At 45.8% G+C, this 19,501-nt stretch carries 15 protein-coding genes and 3 tRNA genes; 11 read left to right on the forward strand and 7 right to left on the reverse strand.

What is annotated here, in order from left to right; all coding sequences use genetic code 11:
- Positions 1-144 precede the first annotated feature (144 nt).
- Positions 145-708: a lactoylglutathione lyase gene (gloA, locus tag W234_RS0104235; RefSeq protein WP_025645067.1), complete on the forward strand. Its 564-nt coding sequence runs from the start codon at positions 145-147 to the stop codon at positions 706-708.
- 77 nt (positions 709-785) lie between these two features.
- Positions 786-1,760, forward strand: coding sequence for a mechanosensitive ion channel family protein (locus W234_RS0104240; RefSeq protein ID WP_025645069.1), 975 nt, complete (start codon positions 786-788; stop codon positions 1,758-1,760).
- Between the two features lie 129 nt (positions 1,761-1,889).
- On the opposite strand, the gene W234_RS0104245 is transcribed toward W234_RS0104240, so the two are convergent.
- The 3 genes from W234_RS0104245 to ribA all read right to left on the reverse strand — a co-directional run bounded on the left by W234_RS0104245 (position 1,890) and on the right by ribA (position 4,468).
- Complete coding sequence (locus W234_RS0104245) at positions 1,890-2,360, reverse strand: c-type cytochrome (protein ID WP_025645071.1); 471 nt, start codon at positions 2,358-2,360, stop codon at positions 1,890-1,892.
- 408 nt (positions 2,361-2,768) lie between these two features.
- The gene (gene hemF / locus W234_RS0104250; RefSeq protein ID WP_025645073.1) at positions 2,769-3,758 is read right to left on the reverse strand and encodes an oxygen-dependent coproporphyrinogen oxidase; all 990 of its coding nucleotides are present in this window, start codon (positions 3,756-3,758) and stop codon (positions 2,769-2,771) included.
- A 62-nt stretch (positions 3,759-3,820) separates the two neighbouring features.
- On the reverse strand, positions 3,821-4,468 hold the full coding sequence (gene ribA / locus W234_RS0104255) for a GTP cyclohydrolase II (protein ID WP_025645075.1): 648 nt from the start codon (positions 4,466-4,468) through the stop codon (positions 3,821-3,823).
- Between the two features lie 675 nt (positions 4,469-5,143).
- On the opposite strand from ribA, the gene dxs reads away from it, so the two are divergent.
- Together dxs and W234_RS0104265 are read left to right on the forward strand one after the other, a co-directional pair.
- Complete coding sequence (dxs, locus tag W234_RS0104260; protein WP_025645077.1) at positions 5,144-7,261, forward strand: 1-deoxy-D-xylulose-5-phosphate synthase; 2,118 nt, start codon at positions 5,144-5,146, stop codon at positions 7,259-7,261.
- Positions 7,262-7,343: 82 nt separating this feature from the next.
- On the forward strand, positions 7,344-8,174 hold the full coding sequence (locus tag W234_RS0104265; protein ID WP_025645079.1) for an inositol monophosphatase family protein: 831 nt from the start codon (positions 7,344-7,346) through the stop codon (positions 8,172-8,174).
- Positions 8,175-8,338: 164 nt separating this feature from the next.
- On the opposite strand, the gene W234_RS0104270 is transcribed toward W234_RS0104265, so the two are convergent.
- Positions 8,339-9,733, reverse strand: coding sequence for a WS/DGAT/MGAT family O-acyltransferase (locus W234_RS0104270; RefSeq protein ID WP_025645081.1), 1,395 nt, complete (start codon positions 9,731-9,733; stop codon positions 8,339-8,341).
- Positions 9,734-10,141: 408 nt separating this feature from the next.
- Positions 10,142-10,975 (reverse strand): thiazole synthase, encoded by an 834-nt coding sequence (locus W234_RS0104275; RefSeq protein ID WP_025645083.1) that lies wholly within the window; start codon positions 10,973-10,975, stop codon positions 10,142-10,144.
- A gap of 353 nt (positions 10,976-11,328) precedes the next feature.
- Between W234_RS0104275 and gspE the strand changes: the two genes are divergently transcribed.
- Positions 11,329-12,843: a type II secretion system ATPase GspE gene (gene gspE, locus W234_RS0104280; RefSeq protein WP_037058926.1), complete on the forward strand. Its 1,515-nt coding sequence runs from the start codon at positions 11,329-11,331 to the stop codon at positions 12,841-12,843.
- Positions 12,844-12,872: 29 nt separating this feature from the next.
- Here the strand turns inward: gspE and W234_RS0104285 are convergent, their stop codons facing one another.
- On the reverse strand, positions 12,873-13,358 hold the full coding sequence (locus W234_RS0104285) for a RidA family protein (RefSeq protein ID WP_025645087.1): 486 nt from the start codon (positions 13,356-13,358) through the stop codon (positions 12,873-12,875).
- Between the two features lie 131 nt (positions 13,359-13,489).
- Positions 13,490-14,281, reverse strand: a complete 792-nt coding sequence (locus W234_RS14150; RefSeq protein WP_025645089.1) for a DUF4442 domain-containing protein — start codon at positions 14,279-14,281, stop codon at positions 13,490-13,492.
- Positions 14,282-14,431: 150 nt separating this feature from the next.
- Here W234_RS14150 and W234_RS0104295 point away from each other — a divergent pair, with 150 nt between their 5' ends.
- From W234_RS0104295 to W234_RS0104320, 6 genes are all read left to right on the forward strand, one after another.
- A complete protein-coding gene (locus tag W234_RS0104295) occupies positions 14,432-15,850 on the forward strand; it encodes an McrB family protein (protein WP_025645091.1) in 1,419 nt (472 codons plus the stop codon).
- Positions 15,851-15,883: 33 nt separating this feature from the next.
- Entirely contained in the window at positions 15,884-17,440 is a 1,557-nt protein-coding gene (locus W234_RS0104300) for an McrC family protein (protein WP_025645093.1), read from the forward strand.
- Between the two features lie 195 nt (positions 17,441-17,635).
- A tRNA-Pro gene (locus tag W234_RS0104305) sits at positions 17,636-17,712 on the forward strand.
- Positions 17,713-17,810: 98 nt separating this feature from the next.
- A tRNA-Arg gene (locus W234_RS0104310) sits at positions 17,811-17,887 on the forward strand.
- Positions 17,888-17,926: 39 nt separating this feature from the next.
- Positions 17,927-18,002 (forward strand) — tRNA-His (locus tag W234_RS0104315).
- A gap of 421 nt (positions 18,003-18,423) precedes the next feature.
- Entirely contained in the window at positions 18,424-19,359 is a 936-nt protein-coding gene (locus W234_RS0104320; protein ID WP_025645094.1) for an AraC family transcriptional regulator, read from the forward strand.
- Positions 19,360-19,501: the final 142 nt, after the last annotated feature.

Below are 19,501 nucleotides of genomic sequence, written 5' to 3' on the forward strand. Positions count from 1 at the left end.
AACATGAACATACTTTGTTCATATTCTTACAAAACCCTATCAATTATTTTGCCATTTTTTATTATGATGAAAGAGCCAAGCGAATTGCGATCATCGTGATTCGCTTATTTATAACTGCATTTTCTAAATTATATTGGGATAATTATGTCTACTCCATCTAGTAATAATAACGCAACCATCGCACAGCCTGCGAGCAGTATCAGTACAGATGGCGTCCAGTCAATCTCTACGCAAACGACAGGATTTACTTTCAATCACACTATGCTACGCGTCAAAGATCCTGCCAAGTCATTGGCGTTTTATACTGGCGTGTTGGGTATGACACTGCTTGCGGTCAAAAAATTCCCTGATATGGAATTTGATCTGTATTTCTTGGCAAAGCTAACTGAGAGCGAGCGTGAGAACCTGCCTGCTGGTGATGATTTAGAAATCTTTGCTTTCCGTCAGCGCGGTATCTTAGAGCTGACCCATAATTATGGCACTGAGACAAAAGCTGACTTTAGCTATCATGATGGCAACCAAGACCCTCAAGGCTTTGGACACATTTGTTTTAGTGTACCGAACTTGGATGAAGCCATCGCTTGGTTTGATAAGAACGATGTTGAGTTCAAAAAACGCCCCGAAGATGGCAGCATGAAGAACATTGCCTTTATCAAAGATGTTGATGGCTACTGGATTGAAATCGTACAAGCTGATTTGATGTCATAACTGGCAAAACAGCAGTGAGATGTTTATTTATTTATCCCCTTAAACGCGCGCTAAAACAGCAATAGGAGCAACCCTTTATGCCCACCCCCGACGTGAGTCGCCTATCGAACACGCTAACCGATGGTGTGACCGTCTATCAACAAGTGGTCTATACCACGCAAGACTTGGCAAGTGGCTTTATTGAGCGCATTCCATATTTTGTAGCGGCGCTCATTGTGTTGGGGATTTTTTGGCTATTGTCGATTATTTTCAAAAAAGTCGTGCATAAAACCTTAGGCGCGCGCGTGCGTCATCAAAATTTGGTGAAGGTATTTCAGCGGATAGGCGGGGCACTTATTCTGTTTATTGGCTTTATGATCGCCATGGTTGTCGCTATTCCAGGATTTACACCAGCCAAATTAATCGGCGCGCTGGGTATTGGTTCGGTGGCGATTGGTTTTGCCTTCAAAGACATCTTCCAAAACTTATTATCTGGTATTTTGTTACTTATCTCAGAGCCGTTTCGTATCGGTGATCAAATCGTCTCAGGGGACTACGAAGGCACCGTTGAAGACATTAAGATTCGTGCAACGACGATTAGAACCTATGATGGTAGGCAAGTGGTTATTCCAAACTCGGAGCTATATACCTCGGCATTGACGGTCAATACCGCTTATAAGCAGCGCCGCTTACAAGTGGCGGTGGGCATTGGTTATGAAGACGATATCGAAACAGCAAAGGCTGAGATTCTACAAGCTTTGGATAAAGTTGAAAGCGTATCGAAAAAAGCGACACCAAGCGTGATTGCTACAGGGTTTGGCGGCTCTTCTATGGATCTGACAGTACGTTGGTTTATTGATAACGGCACTCAGGCTAATAAAGTCGCTTCTATTCATCAAGTCATCGTAGAAGTCAAAAAAGCGCTGGATGCAGCCGGTATCAATATTCCATTCCCTATACGTACGATAGATTTGAGCGATCCTTCAGTGAAATCTATTGTTAAGCAGATAAATAAGGAGCAAGATGACAATGTTAATGATGATGATAATGCCAAAAAAGCGGAGACAGAGTAATTTGCTTAGAGCGTTATTTCAAAGAGCTGCGTTAGCGTGAGATTTTTTGGCAATAAAAAACCGCTATATCAGCTGATATAGCGGTTTTATTTTCTGCTCTTAGCAGTAACGGATCGTCAGTCTTTAATCTTAGTCAGTTTTGACTTTAAAGTCGGTATGACATGACTTACAGCTAGCGCCTACTTCTTTAAAGGCAGGTGCAAAGTCATCGACGCTAGTGGCGCTCTGAGCGGCGTTATTCAATTCAGCGGTCACTTGTTGAAATTTCTCTGACTCAGCGACAAAGCTTGCATTATCGCTCCAAACGGCTTCGGTCGCATTACCAATAGCTTCTTGGTTTTCAAAATGTGCCCAAGGGTTTTGTGACGCTTCTGCCAAAAATGAGGTTTGGTCTTTTAAAAGCTCTGCATCAAAGGTATCTGGCGCTTTTACCATATCGCCTATAATACCCATCGCATCACCATAATCTTTCATAATATCTTGACGGGCTTTGACATCAGGGTCTAAAGGTGCGCTACAAGCAGTTAGGCCTAGAGCAGCAGACATCAAAGCGATGCCAAAGATAGATTTTATTGGGGTTTTGCGGTGAAGGGATAGCATATGCAAACTTCCTTATTTAATGGCTATTAAGTTAGGCGCATTATCTCATGCTTTGCCTAAATAGTGGCTGTTGTTAAAGGGTGATTCTCAACTAAAAAAAAGTAGTGCAAACTAAAAGTATGATAAAAGCACCCTTATTTTTTATACTTATTGCCCTAAATATATAGGGTGCAGCGATGAGTTGTGTAGAGTATTTGTGTAATTGATCCGTTATAAAGGCTCTGTAACGATAAAGGTCAGCTATAAAAGCTGACCTATAAAAGCTGACCTAAAAGTGAGTCTTCACGTATAGCGGACTATATTGCTGATTACCATATTCACTGTCAATAGCATCGCGCTATAAACTGTACCATGAGTAGTTTATAAAACACTTGTCGGTAAAAGCAGCGTTCATTGTATCGTCAAAAGCTATAAATTCAACCAATCACGCGGCTTCAAATAATAATCAGTCAGCTCAAACTCAGCCGTGCCGGGGCTTGGCTCAAAACGATAGTGCCAACTGGCAAGCGGCGGCATACTCACTAAGATAGACTCAATACGGCCGTTGCTCTGTAGGCCAAATAGCGTACCACGATCATAGACTAAGTTATACTCGACGTAGCGACCGCGGCGATAGAGCTGAAATTGGCGCTGCTCATCGGTAAAGGACGTGTCTTGACGCCGCTCAAAAATAGGCAAGATACCATCGAGATAGCCGTTGCCGACGGCTTTCATAAAGTCAAAGCATCTCTCAAAATCCCAGCCGCGACTCTCAAAGTTGACATCGTCATAGAACAGCCCGCCAATACCGCGCTGCTCATCACGATGACGCAGATGGAAGTACTCATCACACCACTGCTTAAAGTCAGGGTAGACAGTATCGCCAAAAGGCGCGCACAGATCGTGACAGACCTGATGCCAGTGTACGCAGTCAGCAAGCACCGGATAAAACGGCGTCAGATCAAAGCCGCCACCGAACCACCAAATCGGATCTTCGCCTTCGGCCTCAGCGACAAACAGACGCACATTTGCGTGGCTAGTAGGTACATTAGGGTTTTTGGGATGAACCACTAAGGAGACGCCCATCGCTTGCGCACGGCGACCAGCAATATTAGGATGGCGCGCGGTCGCTGAGGCTGGCAGATTATGCACATGGATATGGCTGAACATCACGCCTGCTTTTTCGATAACCTCACCATCTGCCAAAATACAAGAGCGGCCGCCGCCACCTTCAGGACGCTCCCAATCATCTGGAACAAAAGTAGCAGTGCCGCCACCCTTACGCTCTTGCGCTTCTAACGCTTGACAGATATTCGCTTGTAGCTCAACTAAAAACGCTCGTACTCGCGCAATATCATCGTGAGTAGGGGTGACAGGCTCAGGGTGAGAATGACTGCTAGTGTTATCTGAATGACTCATAAGAATATCTATAGTATCTAGTGTGTTTAGACGCTCAAGGTCTGTGTGTGCCAACTCAGCGCTTATTTATTAAGATGAATGGCAGTATTGAACTCTTTATCGAATAGATGCCCCATGCGATCGCGTTTGGTTGCCAAATAGTCAGCGTTAGCGTCATTGATACCAACGACTAGCGGAATGCGCTTGGCGACTTTGACACCGTTTTCGCTTAGATAAGCAACTTTATCGGGGTTGTTAGTAATGAGATGAACCTCATCCACACCGACGTGCGCAAGCATCGGCTGACACATATCATAAATGCGCGCATCTGCGGGCAAGCCTAACATTAAATTGGCATCTAAAGTATCATGGCCCTGATCTTGTAGCGCGTAAGCACGTATCTTATTGGTCAAACCGATACCGCGGCCTTCTTGACGTAGATATAAGATAGCGCCGCAGCCATTGTCTTGAATGGCCTGCATTGCGGTATTAAGCTGCGGACCACAATCACATTTCAAAGAGCCAAAAGCATCGCCGGTTAAGCACTCAGAATGAATACGAACCAGAGGTATCGGCTGATCGTCTGTATTATCTTGCTTATTTTTCTTATCTATGGGCAAGCCTATGGTCAGCATCACATGCTCTTGACCATCTTCATTCTCAAAGACATGAATATCAAAATCGCCATGATGAGTAGGTAGGGCTGCGCTAGTAATAAATTGGTATGACATTTAGGTCCTGCAAAGGCCGATCATCGGATAATCAAATTCGTCACATTCAAGAACGGCTTTATTATCAATGAGGGTTTATAATTAAGGTTCGTTTATCTGTTTATGATGCTGTACACAAATGATAAGTAGAGATATGTCAGCACCCATAATTATTTGCTATAAGATAAACACCGACTATAAAAATACATAGGGTCTAATATTATAGAGTCTAATATTTTAATATATAGAGTTCAAAAGTGGTTGCGTCTATAGGACTATATTGTTGCTTTTATCCAAAATACTAGGGTCTGTTTAATATTTGCAAATGAATATAGGGTAGATGCCGATTGAGCAGAAAAACACACAAAGTTCACAGACGATGCACGATGATTGAAGCGACAGATTAAAAAAAATGCTATTATGCCATACTATTTTAACAGATACAGTGACAAGTCTTTGTGCTCAGGCTACTGCATCGTCAACATTGCTTGCGATAAATGCAAAGTAATGGGGTATGCTATCAGCGCGTGGCGAGACGGTAATGAGTCTATTAGGTCAATGTCGATAGCCGCTGAGATAGCGCCTTCATCGCTTAATTATGTTTTATACCGCTCGTAGAGTCACTTGTAACATATATAATATAACAGTATGGTAAGGCGATGCCTTGTCAGCAGATTGGTAGGTATCGTACGGTTTATGCAGCAGTCACCTTATTCCCCACAGTCTCAGTCCGTATCTGCGTCAGCCACTACGTCTGCGGTTCAGCTGCCCAGTCTGCAGCAGACTTATACGGCGATCCCACGTGTGCGCCCGCAGACGCCGCTGCTCGATAGTATCGATACGCCTGCTGATTTAAATGCCTTTAGTAGCGCTCAGCTGATTGCGTTAGCCGATGAGCTGCGCCTTTTTTTGTTGTATTCGGCCGGTCAAAGTGGCGGACACTTTGGTGCCAACCTAGGCGTGGTCGAGCTGACCATTGTCCTGCATTACTTGCTAGATGCGCCGCACGATCAAATCGTTTGGGATGTGGGGCATCAAGCTTATGCTCATAAAGTCCTGACTGGCCGCCGTGAGCAGCTACATAGTATTCGGTCAAAAGATGGGCTAACTGCGTTTCCTGAGCGCGTAGAGTCCGTATATGACACCTTTGGCGTTGGACATTCCTCTACATCGATTTCGGCCGGTTTAGGTATGAGCTTGGCGCTGCGTTACCAAGGCCTTGAGCAGACCGTCGCTTGTGTGATTGGTGATGGGGCGATGACGGGCGGTATGGCGTTTGAAGCCATGAACGACGCGGTGCAGCAAGATGCCGATTTGTTGGTGATTTTAAATGACAATGACATGTCGATATCTTGTTCGATTGGCGGGTTTTCGCGGCATTTGGCCATGCTATGGGAGTCGGGGTATCAAGTAGATATCTCTGATACCGGCCAGCCTATCGTCTGCCAGCGCCCTGACATGCAGGGGTTTGATCGCCGTAAACGCCACAAAGAGCATCGTGACGTGCCGGTGATAGAAGACAATTTATTTAAAGCGATAGGCTTTACTTATTTTGGCCCTTTTGATGGTCATAATATCCCTGAACTGGTGCGTGTGTTATCACTGGCCAAGCAAGTGTCAGGTCCAGTACTGGTGCATATCTATACCACTAAAGGCAAAGGCTTTGCGCCAGCGGAAGCGGATCCTGTGGGTTATCACGCTATTAGCAAACTGCCTGTTGAAACCAGTGCTAAGACTGATGCTACGCAAAATAATAGCACCAATAGCCAACAAACTCATAACGAAGAAAAAAGTGCTGAACAAGCGCCTATTGTTAATTGTGCCGCTACTTCTGCCTTAAAGTATTCGCAAGTTTTTGGGCAGTTTTTGTGCGATAAAGCCGCTACCGATGAGCGTCTGCTGGCTATCACGCCGGCGATGGAGGAAGGTTCAGGCATGACTGACTTTGCGCGTCAGTTCCCAGAGCGCTTTTTTGATGTGGCTATTGCCGAGCAGCATGCCGTCACTTTGGCTGCGGGTATGGCAACGCAAGACGTCAAACCGATCGTCGCTATCTATTCAACTTTTTTGCAGCGCGGCTATGATCAACTGATACACGACGTGGCACTACAAGATCTCGATGTTACCTTTGCTATCGATAGAGCTGGACTTGTCGGTGAAGATGGCGCGACTCATGCTGGAGTCTTTGATTTTGCGTTTTTACGCTGCGTACCCAACATGATAATCGCCGCGCCAAAAGACGAAAACGAGTGTTATCAGTTATTGAACACTTGTTATGAGTATAAAGGTGCCGCTGCAGTCCGTTATCCACGAGGAAAGGGCATTGGTGCGGTCATCGAGTACCCGCTGCAGCAATACAAAGTCGGGCAGGCGGTGGTAGAGTCTGTACTCGGAGATGATAATGCGCCCACTAAGCTTGCGATTTTGGCTTTTGGTACTATGGTCGCGACAGCGCAAGAGGCCGCAGTCCGTATCATTGATCAAAGCCGTAGCAGCGATGATACGTTGCAAGTACAAGTGGTCAATATGCGCTGGGTCAAACCTTTAGATAGCGAGCTGATTGAGTCAATACTTGCGCAAGGAGTGACTCATATCGCAACTTTAGAAGAACATATGCTTATGGGCGGCGCCGGCAGTGCGGTTAATGAGTATCTCCTTAACGACTCTGCCGCTTTTAGACAGCAGCGGCCTTTACTGCGCAACATTGGGATTACCGATCGGTTTATCGCTCATGGCTCGCAAGCTGAGCAGTGGGCTGATAGTGGTCTAGATGTCATGGGAGTCGTCGAGCAGCTCCAGCAGCTTTTATCATAGAGTTTTTATCTCTAAGTTTTTTTCAGTATTTTTTTCTTTAATTTTTACATATTATTTTATCACTCAAGTAAATAGGTTATTTATGGAACCCATGGTCGTTATCGCAGCGCGTGCTGCCGAAAAAGTCGGTAAAGAGATACTATACGCGCATCAAAACCGTCACAAAGTCGAGCTAGACACTGAGTCAAAAGGGCTCGATGGTTTAGTGACTCGTATCGACCGCTATAGCGAAGAGTTAACGATTGCCACGCTCAAAGCCAGCTATCCTGACCACTCGTTTTTAGGAGAAGAGTTTGGTAGACAAGACGGCCGCGGCGAAGATGCGGACTGGTGCTGGATCATCGATCCGTTAGATGGCACTAAGAACTTTGTCCACGGTGTACCGCAGTTTTGCGTGTCTATCGCTGTGCAGTACAAAGGCGTCACTGAGCATGGCGTCGTTTACGACCCAGTACGTGATGAGATGTTTTCAGCCAGCCGCGGCAAAGGCGCGCGTTTGAACAACCGCCGCATGCAAGTCACCGATCGCAAAACTTTAGAGGGCGGTCTATTCACTACCGGCCATCCTTTAGAGCGTCATCGTAACGGCGAAGTCGTCTCTTATGCCAAACAGCACTTTGAGAGCTTACAAAAAATCTCTGAGGCGGGCGGGCAAGTACGCCGTCTAGGCTCAGCGGCGCTAGATTTGTGCTACGTAGCTGCCGGTCGTTTTGATGGCTATTTTGAGATGTCTATCAAGCCTTGGGATATCGCTGCAGGCGAGCTGATTGTCACTGAAGCTCGCGGCACAGTAGTCGATCACACTGGCGCTCATAACTCTATGACTTCAGGCTCCATCTTTGCCTGTAACGTTAAACTGTTAAAACCACTCATGCAAACGGTCGTCCCTTGCTGGGGTGACGCGCTACAGTAGTTAACTAACATCAGTTAAACAGCGCTAGGTTTAAATAACTGATGCAAAGCGGTAAAACCAATAGTAAAAACTATTAGCAAAAAGCTGACCTCATAGAGATCAGCTTTTTTATTGATTCAAGATAAAGCATTAGCCTCAATGACTAACGAATTGATGGCGTCAAATTAGTAGCGAACGCCTAAGCGCTTCTCTTCGCAGATATTCTCAAGCAAGCTCAGCTCCTCTTCCATAAGCAGTAAAATATCCTGTACGCGGGGTAGCAGCTTACTGCACGCGGTGATACAAAACTCAATCTTATCTAAGTAAGTCGCCAAAGTAATATTCATCGCTTGGCCATCGACCAAAATGGAGGCTGGATATAGTGCTTTTAGCGGCGCGCCATTCCAGTATAGCGGCTCTTTTGAGCCGGGTACGTTAGAGATAATCAGGTTAAACGCTTGTTTTTTGGGGAATATTCCCGTTAGAACGTTGAGACCCTCCCAAGCGTAAGCGATGGCGCTATAGTTAATAACTTGCGCCTTGTTCATGCGGCGAAAGCGGCGCTTACCACTATTCATACTGTCATGAATCAATTGCATCCGCTTAATGGGGTCTTCAAGATGTGTCCCCAAATTAGCCATCAAAAAGGAGACTTGATTACCAGAGGCGCTCTCATCTTTACGTAGAGACATAGGAACAAACGCAATCAAAGGCTTGTTCGGTAGCGCCTCCATAGTGAGTAGATAGCGACGGATAGCGCCGGCACAAACCGCGAGTACCACATCGTTTTGATTGACACCAAAGGCATCGGCAATAGTATGAAAACGCTGTAAATCATAGGACTGCGCAGCGATACGACGTGAGGCTGAGATACGCTGATTGAGCACACTCATCGGCGCATCAAAGGTACCGACATAATCGGGCTTGCCGTTGTGTTTAAAGTTATCGATAAGTTCTGTAAATACCGGCTTGATAGTCGATAGCTGCTCTTTAATGATACGCGAAGCGGAGCGGGCAGTGGGAAGTAGGTTTTCAGCTTTTTTGCCATGACGGGTGATGAGTGACCAGATAGGTAGCGTCACCGGCTCATTGGGTGATTGTGACAAAGCCTTTTGTACCAAGCGCATAGCGGCAATACCATCGACTAAAGAGTGGTGGATTTTGAAATATAAAGCGAAACGCTCAGGCATCCCTTCAGCTTCTGGCAAAATACCTTCGATGACGTGACACTCCCATAGCGGCATCGCTCGATCTAATAGGCGGCTATGCTCTTTAGAGATGTACATCAACAGCTCACGTACGCGGCCAGGATTAGGCAGCGCTACATGGCGAAAATGATGCTCAACATCGAACTGATCATCTGTCTTCCAAAATAGCAAGTTTTCTAATACTTGATTAAATGGAAAGCTTGGCGGCACTTCAGAGTTTTGCAATTGTTGGACGAGCTGATAAACAAATTCGCTATCTTTTCCTTGTTCTTCTTCTGGCAATTCAAATAAAAATAAGCCGCCCACATGCATGGGCTGCTTACGAGACTCAAGGAGTAAAAAAAGCTGATCAACGGCTGTCATTAGTCGCATGCTAAATCCTTTTATGGCAGTAGGGCAATAGAGAGGTAGTATAACTAATTCAATTAGGGCGTGTTGAACATTCACAAATGCGCACTGCTGATAGCTACTAGTTTATCAAAGCTGTGTTCTAGTCGTCGTTAAAATTGCAGGTAATGCTTATTGCATTGGCTAGCTGATTTTATTTAAACAGTCGCAACGACTAGGGCGATTTTAGCATCAGCCCTTACGACAACAACAGGGACAGGACTATTTTTTGCCGCTTTATTGATAAAAATAGACGCTTAGAACAACTAAACTTACTATTGTTATCTGCAAATCGCCTAAAAAATAGTCTCTGTCAGTGCCATGGTCGAATGTTCAACACGCCCTAATATTCACTAAAAATAATATAAAGCAAAGCTTAGCTGATTCTAATGACTACTGAAAGAAATAACCAGTTTGCGGCGAGCTAGCAGTCGCCACTTTGCGCATTGGCATACGCCCCGCTAAGAAGGCGGCGCGGCCAGCACGAACCGCTTGCTTCATAGCCTCAGCCATCAAGACTGGGTTTTGTGCATGAGCAATCGCTGAGTTCATCAGCACCCCATCACAGCCAAGCTCCATCGCTATAGCGGCATCGGAGGCAGTACCTACGCCTGCATCAACTAAGACTGGCACGTTGGCATTTTCAATAATTAAGCTCAGAGTGTGGCGATTGAGCAGGCCAAGACCTGAGCCGATAAGGCTTCCTAAAGGCATAATAGCAACGCAGCCCATACTCTCTAATTCCTGAGCGACGATAGGATCATCTGAGGTGTAGACCATGACCTCAAACCCATCATCGATGAGCACTTTAGCCGCCTTTAGAGTCTCAGTGACATTAGGATAGAGGCTTTTTTCATCACCGAGTACTTCCAGCTTGACAAGGTTGTGACCGCCTAATAGCTCACGGGCCAACTTACAAGTGCGTACCGCGCTATCGGCATCGAAACAACCAGCAGTATTGGGTAGTATGGTATATTTATCTGGCGAGATGACTTCTAGTAGATTAGGCTCATCGCTATTTTGGCCGATATTGGTGCGGCGAATAGCGACAGTGACAATCTCAGCCTCAGAGGCAGTAATTGCTTTACCTGTTTGGGTTAGATCTTTATATTTGCCCGTACCGACCAGCAGCCTCGATGAAAATGTCCGACTACCTACGGTGAAAGTATCTAGCTGGTCTACAGTTGCAGCGCTGTGGTCATTAGCTGTCGTTATCGCTTGTGACATATCATAAGTCCTGATAGCTTATTCATGAGGATGGTGTGAAGGATACAGATGCTGAAACAACGATTAAAAAAGAGCTATTTCAGTATTGAATTGAGCCAAATAAGCTAAACATTATCAACATAACATAGTGAATCAGTAGTACAGTCTAGCTATTATCTAAGCGCTCAAAAGTAGCAAAAGTGTTATTATAACAACAAAATCATAGAAGCTTACTAAAAAACTTTCGACGCTATCTTTAGCGCTATAAAATAACGGTTGACGTGCATGACGCGTAAGCTTTTTTTGATGTATCAGCTATGCTTAAGCTAATTTATTATCCCGTTTTTGGACTCTCTCGTTATTAGGTCAACATTATGATGCCATTGCCGTACAGCTTTGCTAAGCGCCATCAGTTATTAGCGATACCTGCCATTGATTCTGATATGCCGCCGACGCTGTTGCTGACTAAAGCGACGCCGTTATCGGCTATCAATGAAGCAGTGCGGTTTTTGCAGCAGCAAGGGCTACGCGCGGCGCCTGAGTACAGCAGCGTTAGTGCTGATGAGTTCGAAAAACGCATGAACGCCGCTTATGCAGGCAATACTGGTGAGTCGCAGCACATTGCCGCCGGCCTTGAGGATCACCCCGATCTCGATAGTTTGGCAGATAGTGTGCCTGAGACTGAAGACTTGATGGATAGCCAAGATGATGCGCCTATTATTCGGCTCATCAATGCGCTGTTATCTGAAGCAATCCGCTTGAATGCTTCAGATATCCATATCGAGACTTTTGAGAAGCGCTTAGTGGTGCGTTTTCGCGTTGATGGCGAGCTCAAAGAGATTATCACCCCCAAGCGGCAACTGGCGCCCTTATTAGTCTCGCGTATTAAAGTAATGGCCAAGCTTGATATCGCTGAAAAGCGCGTACCGCAGGATGGGCGTATTAGTTTGAGACTAGCAGGCCGCGAGGTGGATGTCAGGGTATCGACGCTGCCCTCAAGCTTTGGCGAGCGGGTGGTGATGCGTCTGCTCGATAAGCAAGCGGGGCGTCTTAACATGACTTACTTAGGGCTCGCTGATAACGACTACCATCAGCTTGCACATCTGATTCATCGGCCGCACGGTATTATCTTAGTGACTGGCCCGACAGGTTCGGGTAAAACCACCACCCTTTATGCCGCGTTGACTGATCTTAACGATCAGACGCGCAATATCTTGACCGCTGAGGATCCGATTGAGTTTCAGCTCGATGGTATCGGGCAGACGCAGGTCAATAATAAGGTCGATATGACCTTTGCCAAAAGCCTGCGCGCGATGCTACGTCAAGATCCAGATGTGGTAATGGTAGGGGAGATTCGAGATCTTGAGACTGCTGAGATTGCGGTGCAAGCTTCTTTGACGGGTCACTTAGTGCTATCGACTTTGCATACTAACACGGCCATTGGTGCGGTTACGCGTCTGCAAGATATGGGCGTGGAGCCGTTTTTATTATCATCCTCACTGATCGGCGTGGTGGCGCAGCGCTTGGTGCGTACGCTATGTAGTCACTGTCATCGTTGGCAAGTTGCTGATACCGAGGAGGCCAAGCTATTTAGCGAGATCGCTATCGACAATCAAAGCCAGATTAAGCTGCCAAAACCTGTCGGCTGTGATAAGTGCAATCAATCCGGCTTTAAAGGACGTACCGCTATTTATGAGGTTGTGCCTATCGACGAGACCTTGCGGCGGATGATTCATAGTAATAGCGCCGAGTTTGAGCTTGAAAGCTACGCGCGCGCGCAGACGCCATCGATTCGCGCTGATGGCTTGCATAAAGTCATCGCGGGACGCACCACTTTGGAGGAGGTACTGCGGGTGACCAAAGAAAGCGCCCTGCTAGAGGACGCTTAAACTTAAATCAAGCATGAGACTGCGTTATATTATTTAGCAGCCATACATTCGATCTCAACACTTGCTCCAGCCGCTAAGTCTGCTACGCCAAAAGCAGAGCGTACTGGATAAGGCTTAGCCAGCTCGGTTTTGTAGACGTCATTAAAGTCATTAAAGTCGCCCATGTCCGTGAGCATGACCATACATTTGACCAAGTCCGACTTTTGATAGCCGTACTGCAGTAGCGTGCCATTGATATTATCTAGCGCTTGCTTGGCTTCTGCTTTGACACCGCCTTCGACCAACTTACCGTCTTTAAAGCCAATCTGTCCTGACATATATAAAGTGTCGCCGACGCGAACGGCACTTGAGAACGGATACTCACCGCCGCCGCCCAAAAATATCGGTTTGGATTGGGTTAAGGTCGGGTTAGTTGTAGTAGCCGCCTGCGCACTAAAAGCTAAGCCTAGAGCTAGTGCTGCGGTAGGTAAGGTTTTGCCAAGTTTTGCGGCAAGTGATTTATGATAAGTCATCATTATTTTATCCTTATTATTGCAGGTTTAGTTTTAGATATTCTTAGTTTTAGGCAATGCTAACTAACGTTATCAATGATTATTGTGATTGCTCATTAATGTATTGACCAACAACTCTAATGCTAGCTTTTGAGCTAAGTATCCGTCTGTTCTTTATCTATAGAGTTTTGCTCAGCGTTATCAGTATTGTCGGAGTTATTAGTGTTATCAGTGTTATTGGCGTTATTGGTTTCTGACTCTTGCGCGGATGATTCGCGGCCTTGACGACGCGCTTCTAGCTCAGATTTGGGTATCCAAGCCCAAGTCATCTCAACGGTGATAGGGTCGCGGGTGCTTTCAGATTCTCGATCATTGATGACGCAAGGGATGACCATCTCACCTTTTGGCGTATTTAGAATCTTCAGACGCTGCTCGTCAGATAAAGTCGCGACTGCCGCGACTTGGCCTTTTTTGAGCGGGCGATAAAAATTGACCGAGTAGGATTTTATCAGTAGCATCCGATCTGTTGGCAAGTTAAGACCCAAAATAAATCCTGTGGCCGTTTCAGCCAGTAACGTCACGGCGACCGCATGGATAGAGCCGATATGGTTCTGCACGCCTTTGTCGTTTTTTAAGCTGACGATGACTTGGTTGGGCTCAACAGTTTCGTAATAAACGCCAGTCGTTCCAACATAAGGCACCACTTTACCAAAGGCTTTGGATAAAATCGTAGAGCGCGCGCCACTAGGCAGATATTTAGTGACTGATAATAGCTTGGAGAATTGATTATTCACAGGCTTTAAGGTACTGGTTGGTGCGTTGGTTTGCTCTTCTTTGTCCGTGACCGTATTGATAGCTTCGGCGACCTTTTCAGGCAACTGACTGGGAACCTTTTCGGTGACTTTTTTGGTTAATTTACGGGGTAAGTTATTGAATAATCCTGACATATAATATTCCTAGGGTGACACCATTTAAAAGTCATATTGCAATGAGCGATAAGCGGCATATGATAGCATTGAGCGACTTATCGTTTTGTCTATTAGCATAAACTACCACGCCCTCAAAATACAGTAATATACAGTGACGTTATGAGATCTATGAGCCCCACCGAAACTTTATCTGCTAATCAAAACCCCGTCAACGTCATCTATAGCGGCGTTGCTGGTACGGGCAAAACGTATCGACTGCTACAAATCGCCAAGCAGTACAGCGACTGTTTGCCTACCATTGACCACCAGATGTGGCTAACGCAGCTGGTCAGTGAATTGAGCTGGCGCGAAGTGGTCTGCCTAATTTTATTAGACAAAAAAACGCGGCAAAAAGACTTAGTGAAAGTACCAGAAATCGTGGCGCATGAGTTTTTTGTTACCAAAGCGGCGCAAAATGAGCGCCTAAAAAACCTTAATAACACCGTCTGGTCGGTACTGCAGACGCATAGTCCAGTCGATTCACAAACGGTCAGCTGTGATAAGCGCGCCAGCCAAGCTTATTTTGATAAAGATGAGAGCGGTGCTTGGTATCTATTAGCCGATAGTCTGACACTGCTAGAGGGCTTACAGCAGCAGCTAACGGAGTATCGTCAAGCTAAGCAAACTAGCAGCGCTCAACCCATACGTAACGAGCGTTTTAGTATGGTGAGCTTTCATCAGGCTTATGGTTATGAGGAGTTTGTTGAAGGCATTCGTCCGGTGCTCGGCGCTCATCGCTCAGGACAAGTCAGCTACGAGGTGCAAGACGGCGCGTTCTTACAGCTGTGTCAGCGCGCAGCTCATGATCCTGAGCAGCGTTACGCTATGCTGATTGATGAGATCAATCGCGCCAATGTCGCTCGCGTGTTCGGTGAGCTGTTAAGTTTGATTGAGCCGGACAAACGTGTGGGCACGCCTAATGCCATGTCTGTGACGCTTGCGTATTCTGGGCGCTCCTTTAGCGTTCCGGCCAATGTCGATATCTATGCCACGATGAATACCCAAGACCATTCGTTAGCTCCGCTCGACATGGCACTACGCCGACGTTTTCGCTTTATTGATTGTCCGCCGCAGCCTGAACTGCTCGCGACGATTTGCGTTGATGAGGAGGCGGTGGATTTAGGGCAGTTATTGGCTGGAATCAACAGCCGAATCACACAGACGCTTGGGCAAGAAGCCCAGTTAGGTCATGCGTTTTTATTCACTGTTAATACGCTAGCGCAGCTGCAAGCGGCGCTAGTAGAGCAGATCATTCCGCAATTAGTGCAAGCTACTGGCGGACAGCTAAAGATGCTACAGTTTTTATTTTGTGATGAGGGGCAGCCTGTGGCCGCGCAGTTTATTCAAGATGCGCAGATGAGTAGTCAGCACGCAGTCGCTCAGGATGCAAAGGCTGACAACGATGTCGCCGCTCATTCTCATGTCTTAGCGTCTAACGGTATTTTTGCCTCATCCAATATGGGCCATAGCGGTTATGTTATCAATGCTGATTTGCTAGCTGGTACGGGTAAGTTTGTTCAAGCGGCAGCATATCAGCGCTTATATTGAAGCTACATGGCAATCCTATTTAAAGAATAAACGATGGCATCCAAAACAAACACAGATGGCGCAGCACAAGTCGTGATGAGCGTGCACGAGCATCAACGCTTAACCGTACATGATTTTACTCATGCCAGTGACTTTAACTGGCTGATGGCGCAAGAGCTGCCAGTATTTAGTATTAAGCGTCAGCGTGGTCAATGGCAGCTTAAAGTCGGCCATTATATAGGCGTTATCCTGCTGCCCAGTCATATCACTTTAGAGATACTACCAAAAACGCTCGCTCATACCGTTAGCGAGAAGTCCAAAACCTCACCCTTGGAGAGTGATTCGCATTTTGAGCACGCGCATTTTGACAATATAGTACAAACTCGCCAGTGGGTTGAGCAGATGCTAAGTACTTTAATTAATGCCAACGATGATCAGCTACCAGCGCTCAAAAACTTCGGTCAAGCTAGCGCCAATTTGACGCCACTACCCATAGCAGGTGTTCCTATATCGCAGTGGCTACTAGAGCAGTTTTTGCAGCTACTCAGCCGTCATCAGCCAAGTCAGCACTATCAAACGACGGTTGAGAACCAAGCGTCTTTGCAAGGCAAACTGCGTATCAAAGAGCAGCTACGAGACAATAGCCATCAGCCGCATAAGTTTGTCAACGAGGTCAGTACGCTCAGCACGCAAATGCTTAGTAATCGGCTGATCAAAAGCGCCTTGCAGCTTGTTGAGCCCCTCTTGACAGCTCCGCTACTGCCCAAGTACTGGCTAGCGTGGCGCAGTATCATGGCTCTTAGTCCGCACGAGTATCAGCAGCTCGACTCACTATATATCAGTGCCATGCAGCAGCTCAGCCAGCAACCCGTTGGTAGGCAGCAACGCCAAGCATCTCAGCAGCTGCTAGCTTTTGCTTATTGGCTACTTAAGACTCAAGCGGCAACGATGCCTACGGGTAATATTATCAGCAGTCATCAAAAAAGTGGTCACCAGTCAGACCTTAGTCATTCAGCACCAATACGCCTGTGTCTATTACTCAACATGAACCTAGCCTTCGAGCAGTGGGCGAGCCTAAGGATTGCTAATCATTTCGCTCAACGCCAAGATCATTATCTGCCTCTTTATCAAGCTCAGCACGTCTGGCTCAAAGATCATTTAGGACAAGCGCAGCTGTCTATGCGTCCTGATTTATTGATTTATCGGCAGGCACCAGAGCAAGGTAGCAGTAGCAATGAGAGGGGCGCTACTCGTTATTGTAGTCATGTCATAGATATCAAATGGAAGCTGTTAGCTAAAGCGGGTGACATCAGCGCAAGTGATGCTTATCAGCTCAGTAGCTACGCGCAGGCCTATCAAGCCGAGCAAGTTTGGCTGGTCTATCCTGTGACTGATGGCCGATCGCGGCCGATCGCGCTACATCGTCAGCGGGACGCACGTTTTGGCCCTACTACTAACGCAGATAACAGTATGGCAAACCGCGCTCAAAACAGCACTTGTAGCACTAAGCCTACAGAGGGAACGCTTTGGCTCATGCCATTTAACGTCTTGACGGGTCAAATACTAGAGCCTGTATACAGCGGTGAAGATAGTAAAGAGCGGGCTGGATAAAACGCTTAAGAGATCCTGATTTTGTCTCTAAAGTGGTGCCAAATAAAATTATTTAAAAATAGGTGTTGACAGTATCGTGTTTACCCCTTAATATGTGCACCTCGATAGCGAGGAACGCGACGTAATTAAAAGCGCAGTTTATCTGATAGCTAATAATTATTTAATCGTTTACGCTAGCGAGACAATAGAGAATTTCGGAGTGTGGCGCAGTTTGGTAGCGCATCTGGTTTGGGACCAGAGGGTCGTAGGTTCGAATCCTATCACTCCGACCATCTATTTTAAGAGCCTTACAGGCTTTTTTTTATGTATAATGGTTTAGTTGTTAATATTTAAATAATAGCTTAGCCAAATAGATAAAGAGCCCTTAAGAGCGCCTGTAGCTCAGCTGGATAGAGCATCTCCCTTCTAAGGAGGTGGTCGCAGGTTCGAATCCTGCCAGGCGCGCCATTTAGCCTGCAAACCTTGCCTTCCTTGGCAGTAGTTATGGCGGTTGTAGCTCAGTTGGTAGAGCCCCGGGTTGTGATCTCGGTTGTCGTGGGTTCGAGTCCCATCAGTCGCCCCATATTTTTTCTATATATCTCCTTCTTACTACTTTTAGTAAACCTTATCGCGCACTACTGTGCCGCTGACAAAGCCTAATCCTGTCTTTTCTTTAGCTCAAACTTCCAAATGTTTAAACCCTAAATCGTATAAAATCTATTAATGCTCGCCTTGTTGGGCATTTTTTTGCGTCTGGGTTTTGTATTTTTGCGCTTTTTAGCTGCTCGCTAAACACTTGCGATTATAATTAGACTTTTATCACGATTTTTATATACTTCGTAGAAGCCAAAAATAATGGTATTGTTTAAGTGTAAGATGTGTTTAGCGTATGTATATTCTTATTTAGAGTCCAAGTTGAACGATTTGACTTGTTTGCTAATAGATAGGTGGTTTATTTTGCTATCGCTGACTAATTAGTCATTGGATTGTTGAAGGAAAAATCGATGGATACCCTAAGCGTGTTATTACAAAACGTGAATTTGTTTGAAACCAAATATCATCGCATAAATGGCGCTGGTAACTGGTCTTATGCAATCGATAAAAAAGATACCATCTTGTTTTATTTGGTCCTATCTGGCGGATTTTGTCTGGATGTTGGTAGCGAAGTGCGCCAAGCTCACGCTGGTGATATTATTATGATATCTAATGCGGCTCAGCATATTAGCTATGCTCTAAACTATCATGGTAATGAAGCAAAATCTTTGGATGCTAGATTGGTTAATGAGGCAGATAGTATTATCGAGCTTAATTCAGCTGATGATAACAATGTGTCTTTGATTTTAATCGAGTGCCAATATGATAAAGAGATGACTCGGCCTTTATTATCGGTGTTGCCCTCGATTTTACCTGAGCTTAGTGATGCCTCAGATGCTAGGTTTGGGGTGTTAGATATCGAGGTCAAACTACTCACTTTAGAGTCTGAAAAAGAGCGCATGGGTAAGATGGCCGTTATTAATCACTGGGCCGGTATTATGATGATTGAGTGTCTGCGCACTTATATAGAGAGCTTGCCTGAGACCACTGATAATTGGCTAAGAGCGCTAAAAGACCCCTATTTAGCTAAAGCGATAGCCGCTATGCATTATAAGCCCAATGAAAACTGGACGATTCATAAGCTTGCTGAAGTGGCCGGCATGTCGCGCTCGAGTTTCGCGCAGCGCTTCAAAGAGGTAGTCGGTATGCCGCCTTTGACTTACTTAATTGACTATCGTCTACGCTTAGCATCACGCTACTTACGCTTACAGCAAAACAGTATTAGCCGTATCAGTGAGCTGGTCGGTTATGCGTCAGACTCTACGTTTAGCCAAGCTTTCAAACGCGTTTATGGCATGTCACCTAAAGCCTATCGCCAGCAGTATCAAAGAAGGATAGCGGTGTAAGCAAAGCAAGCCTTGATGTTTTAGTGACGCAATGTCATAGTGCTCTGACATTATAAATTTAGTCATTTAAACCTGATAAGCTCTAGGATTAACTTTATAATCTTAGGGTTTTTTTTGGTTCATAGGTCGCCCTAAAGACAAC

Origin of the sequence: Psychrobacter sp. TB15, from assembly GCF_000511655.1 — a bacterium.
GTDB classification, from domain to species: domain Bacteria; phylum Pseudomonadota; class Gammaproteobacteria; order Pseudomonadales; family Moraxellaceae; genus Psychrobacter; species Psychrobacter submarinus.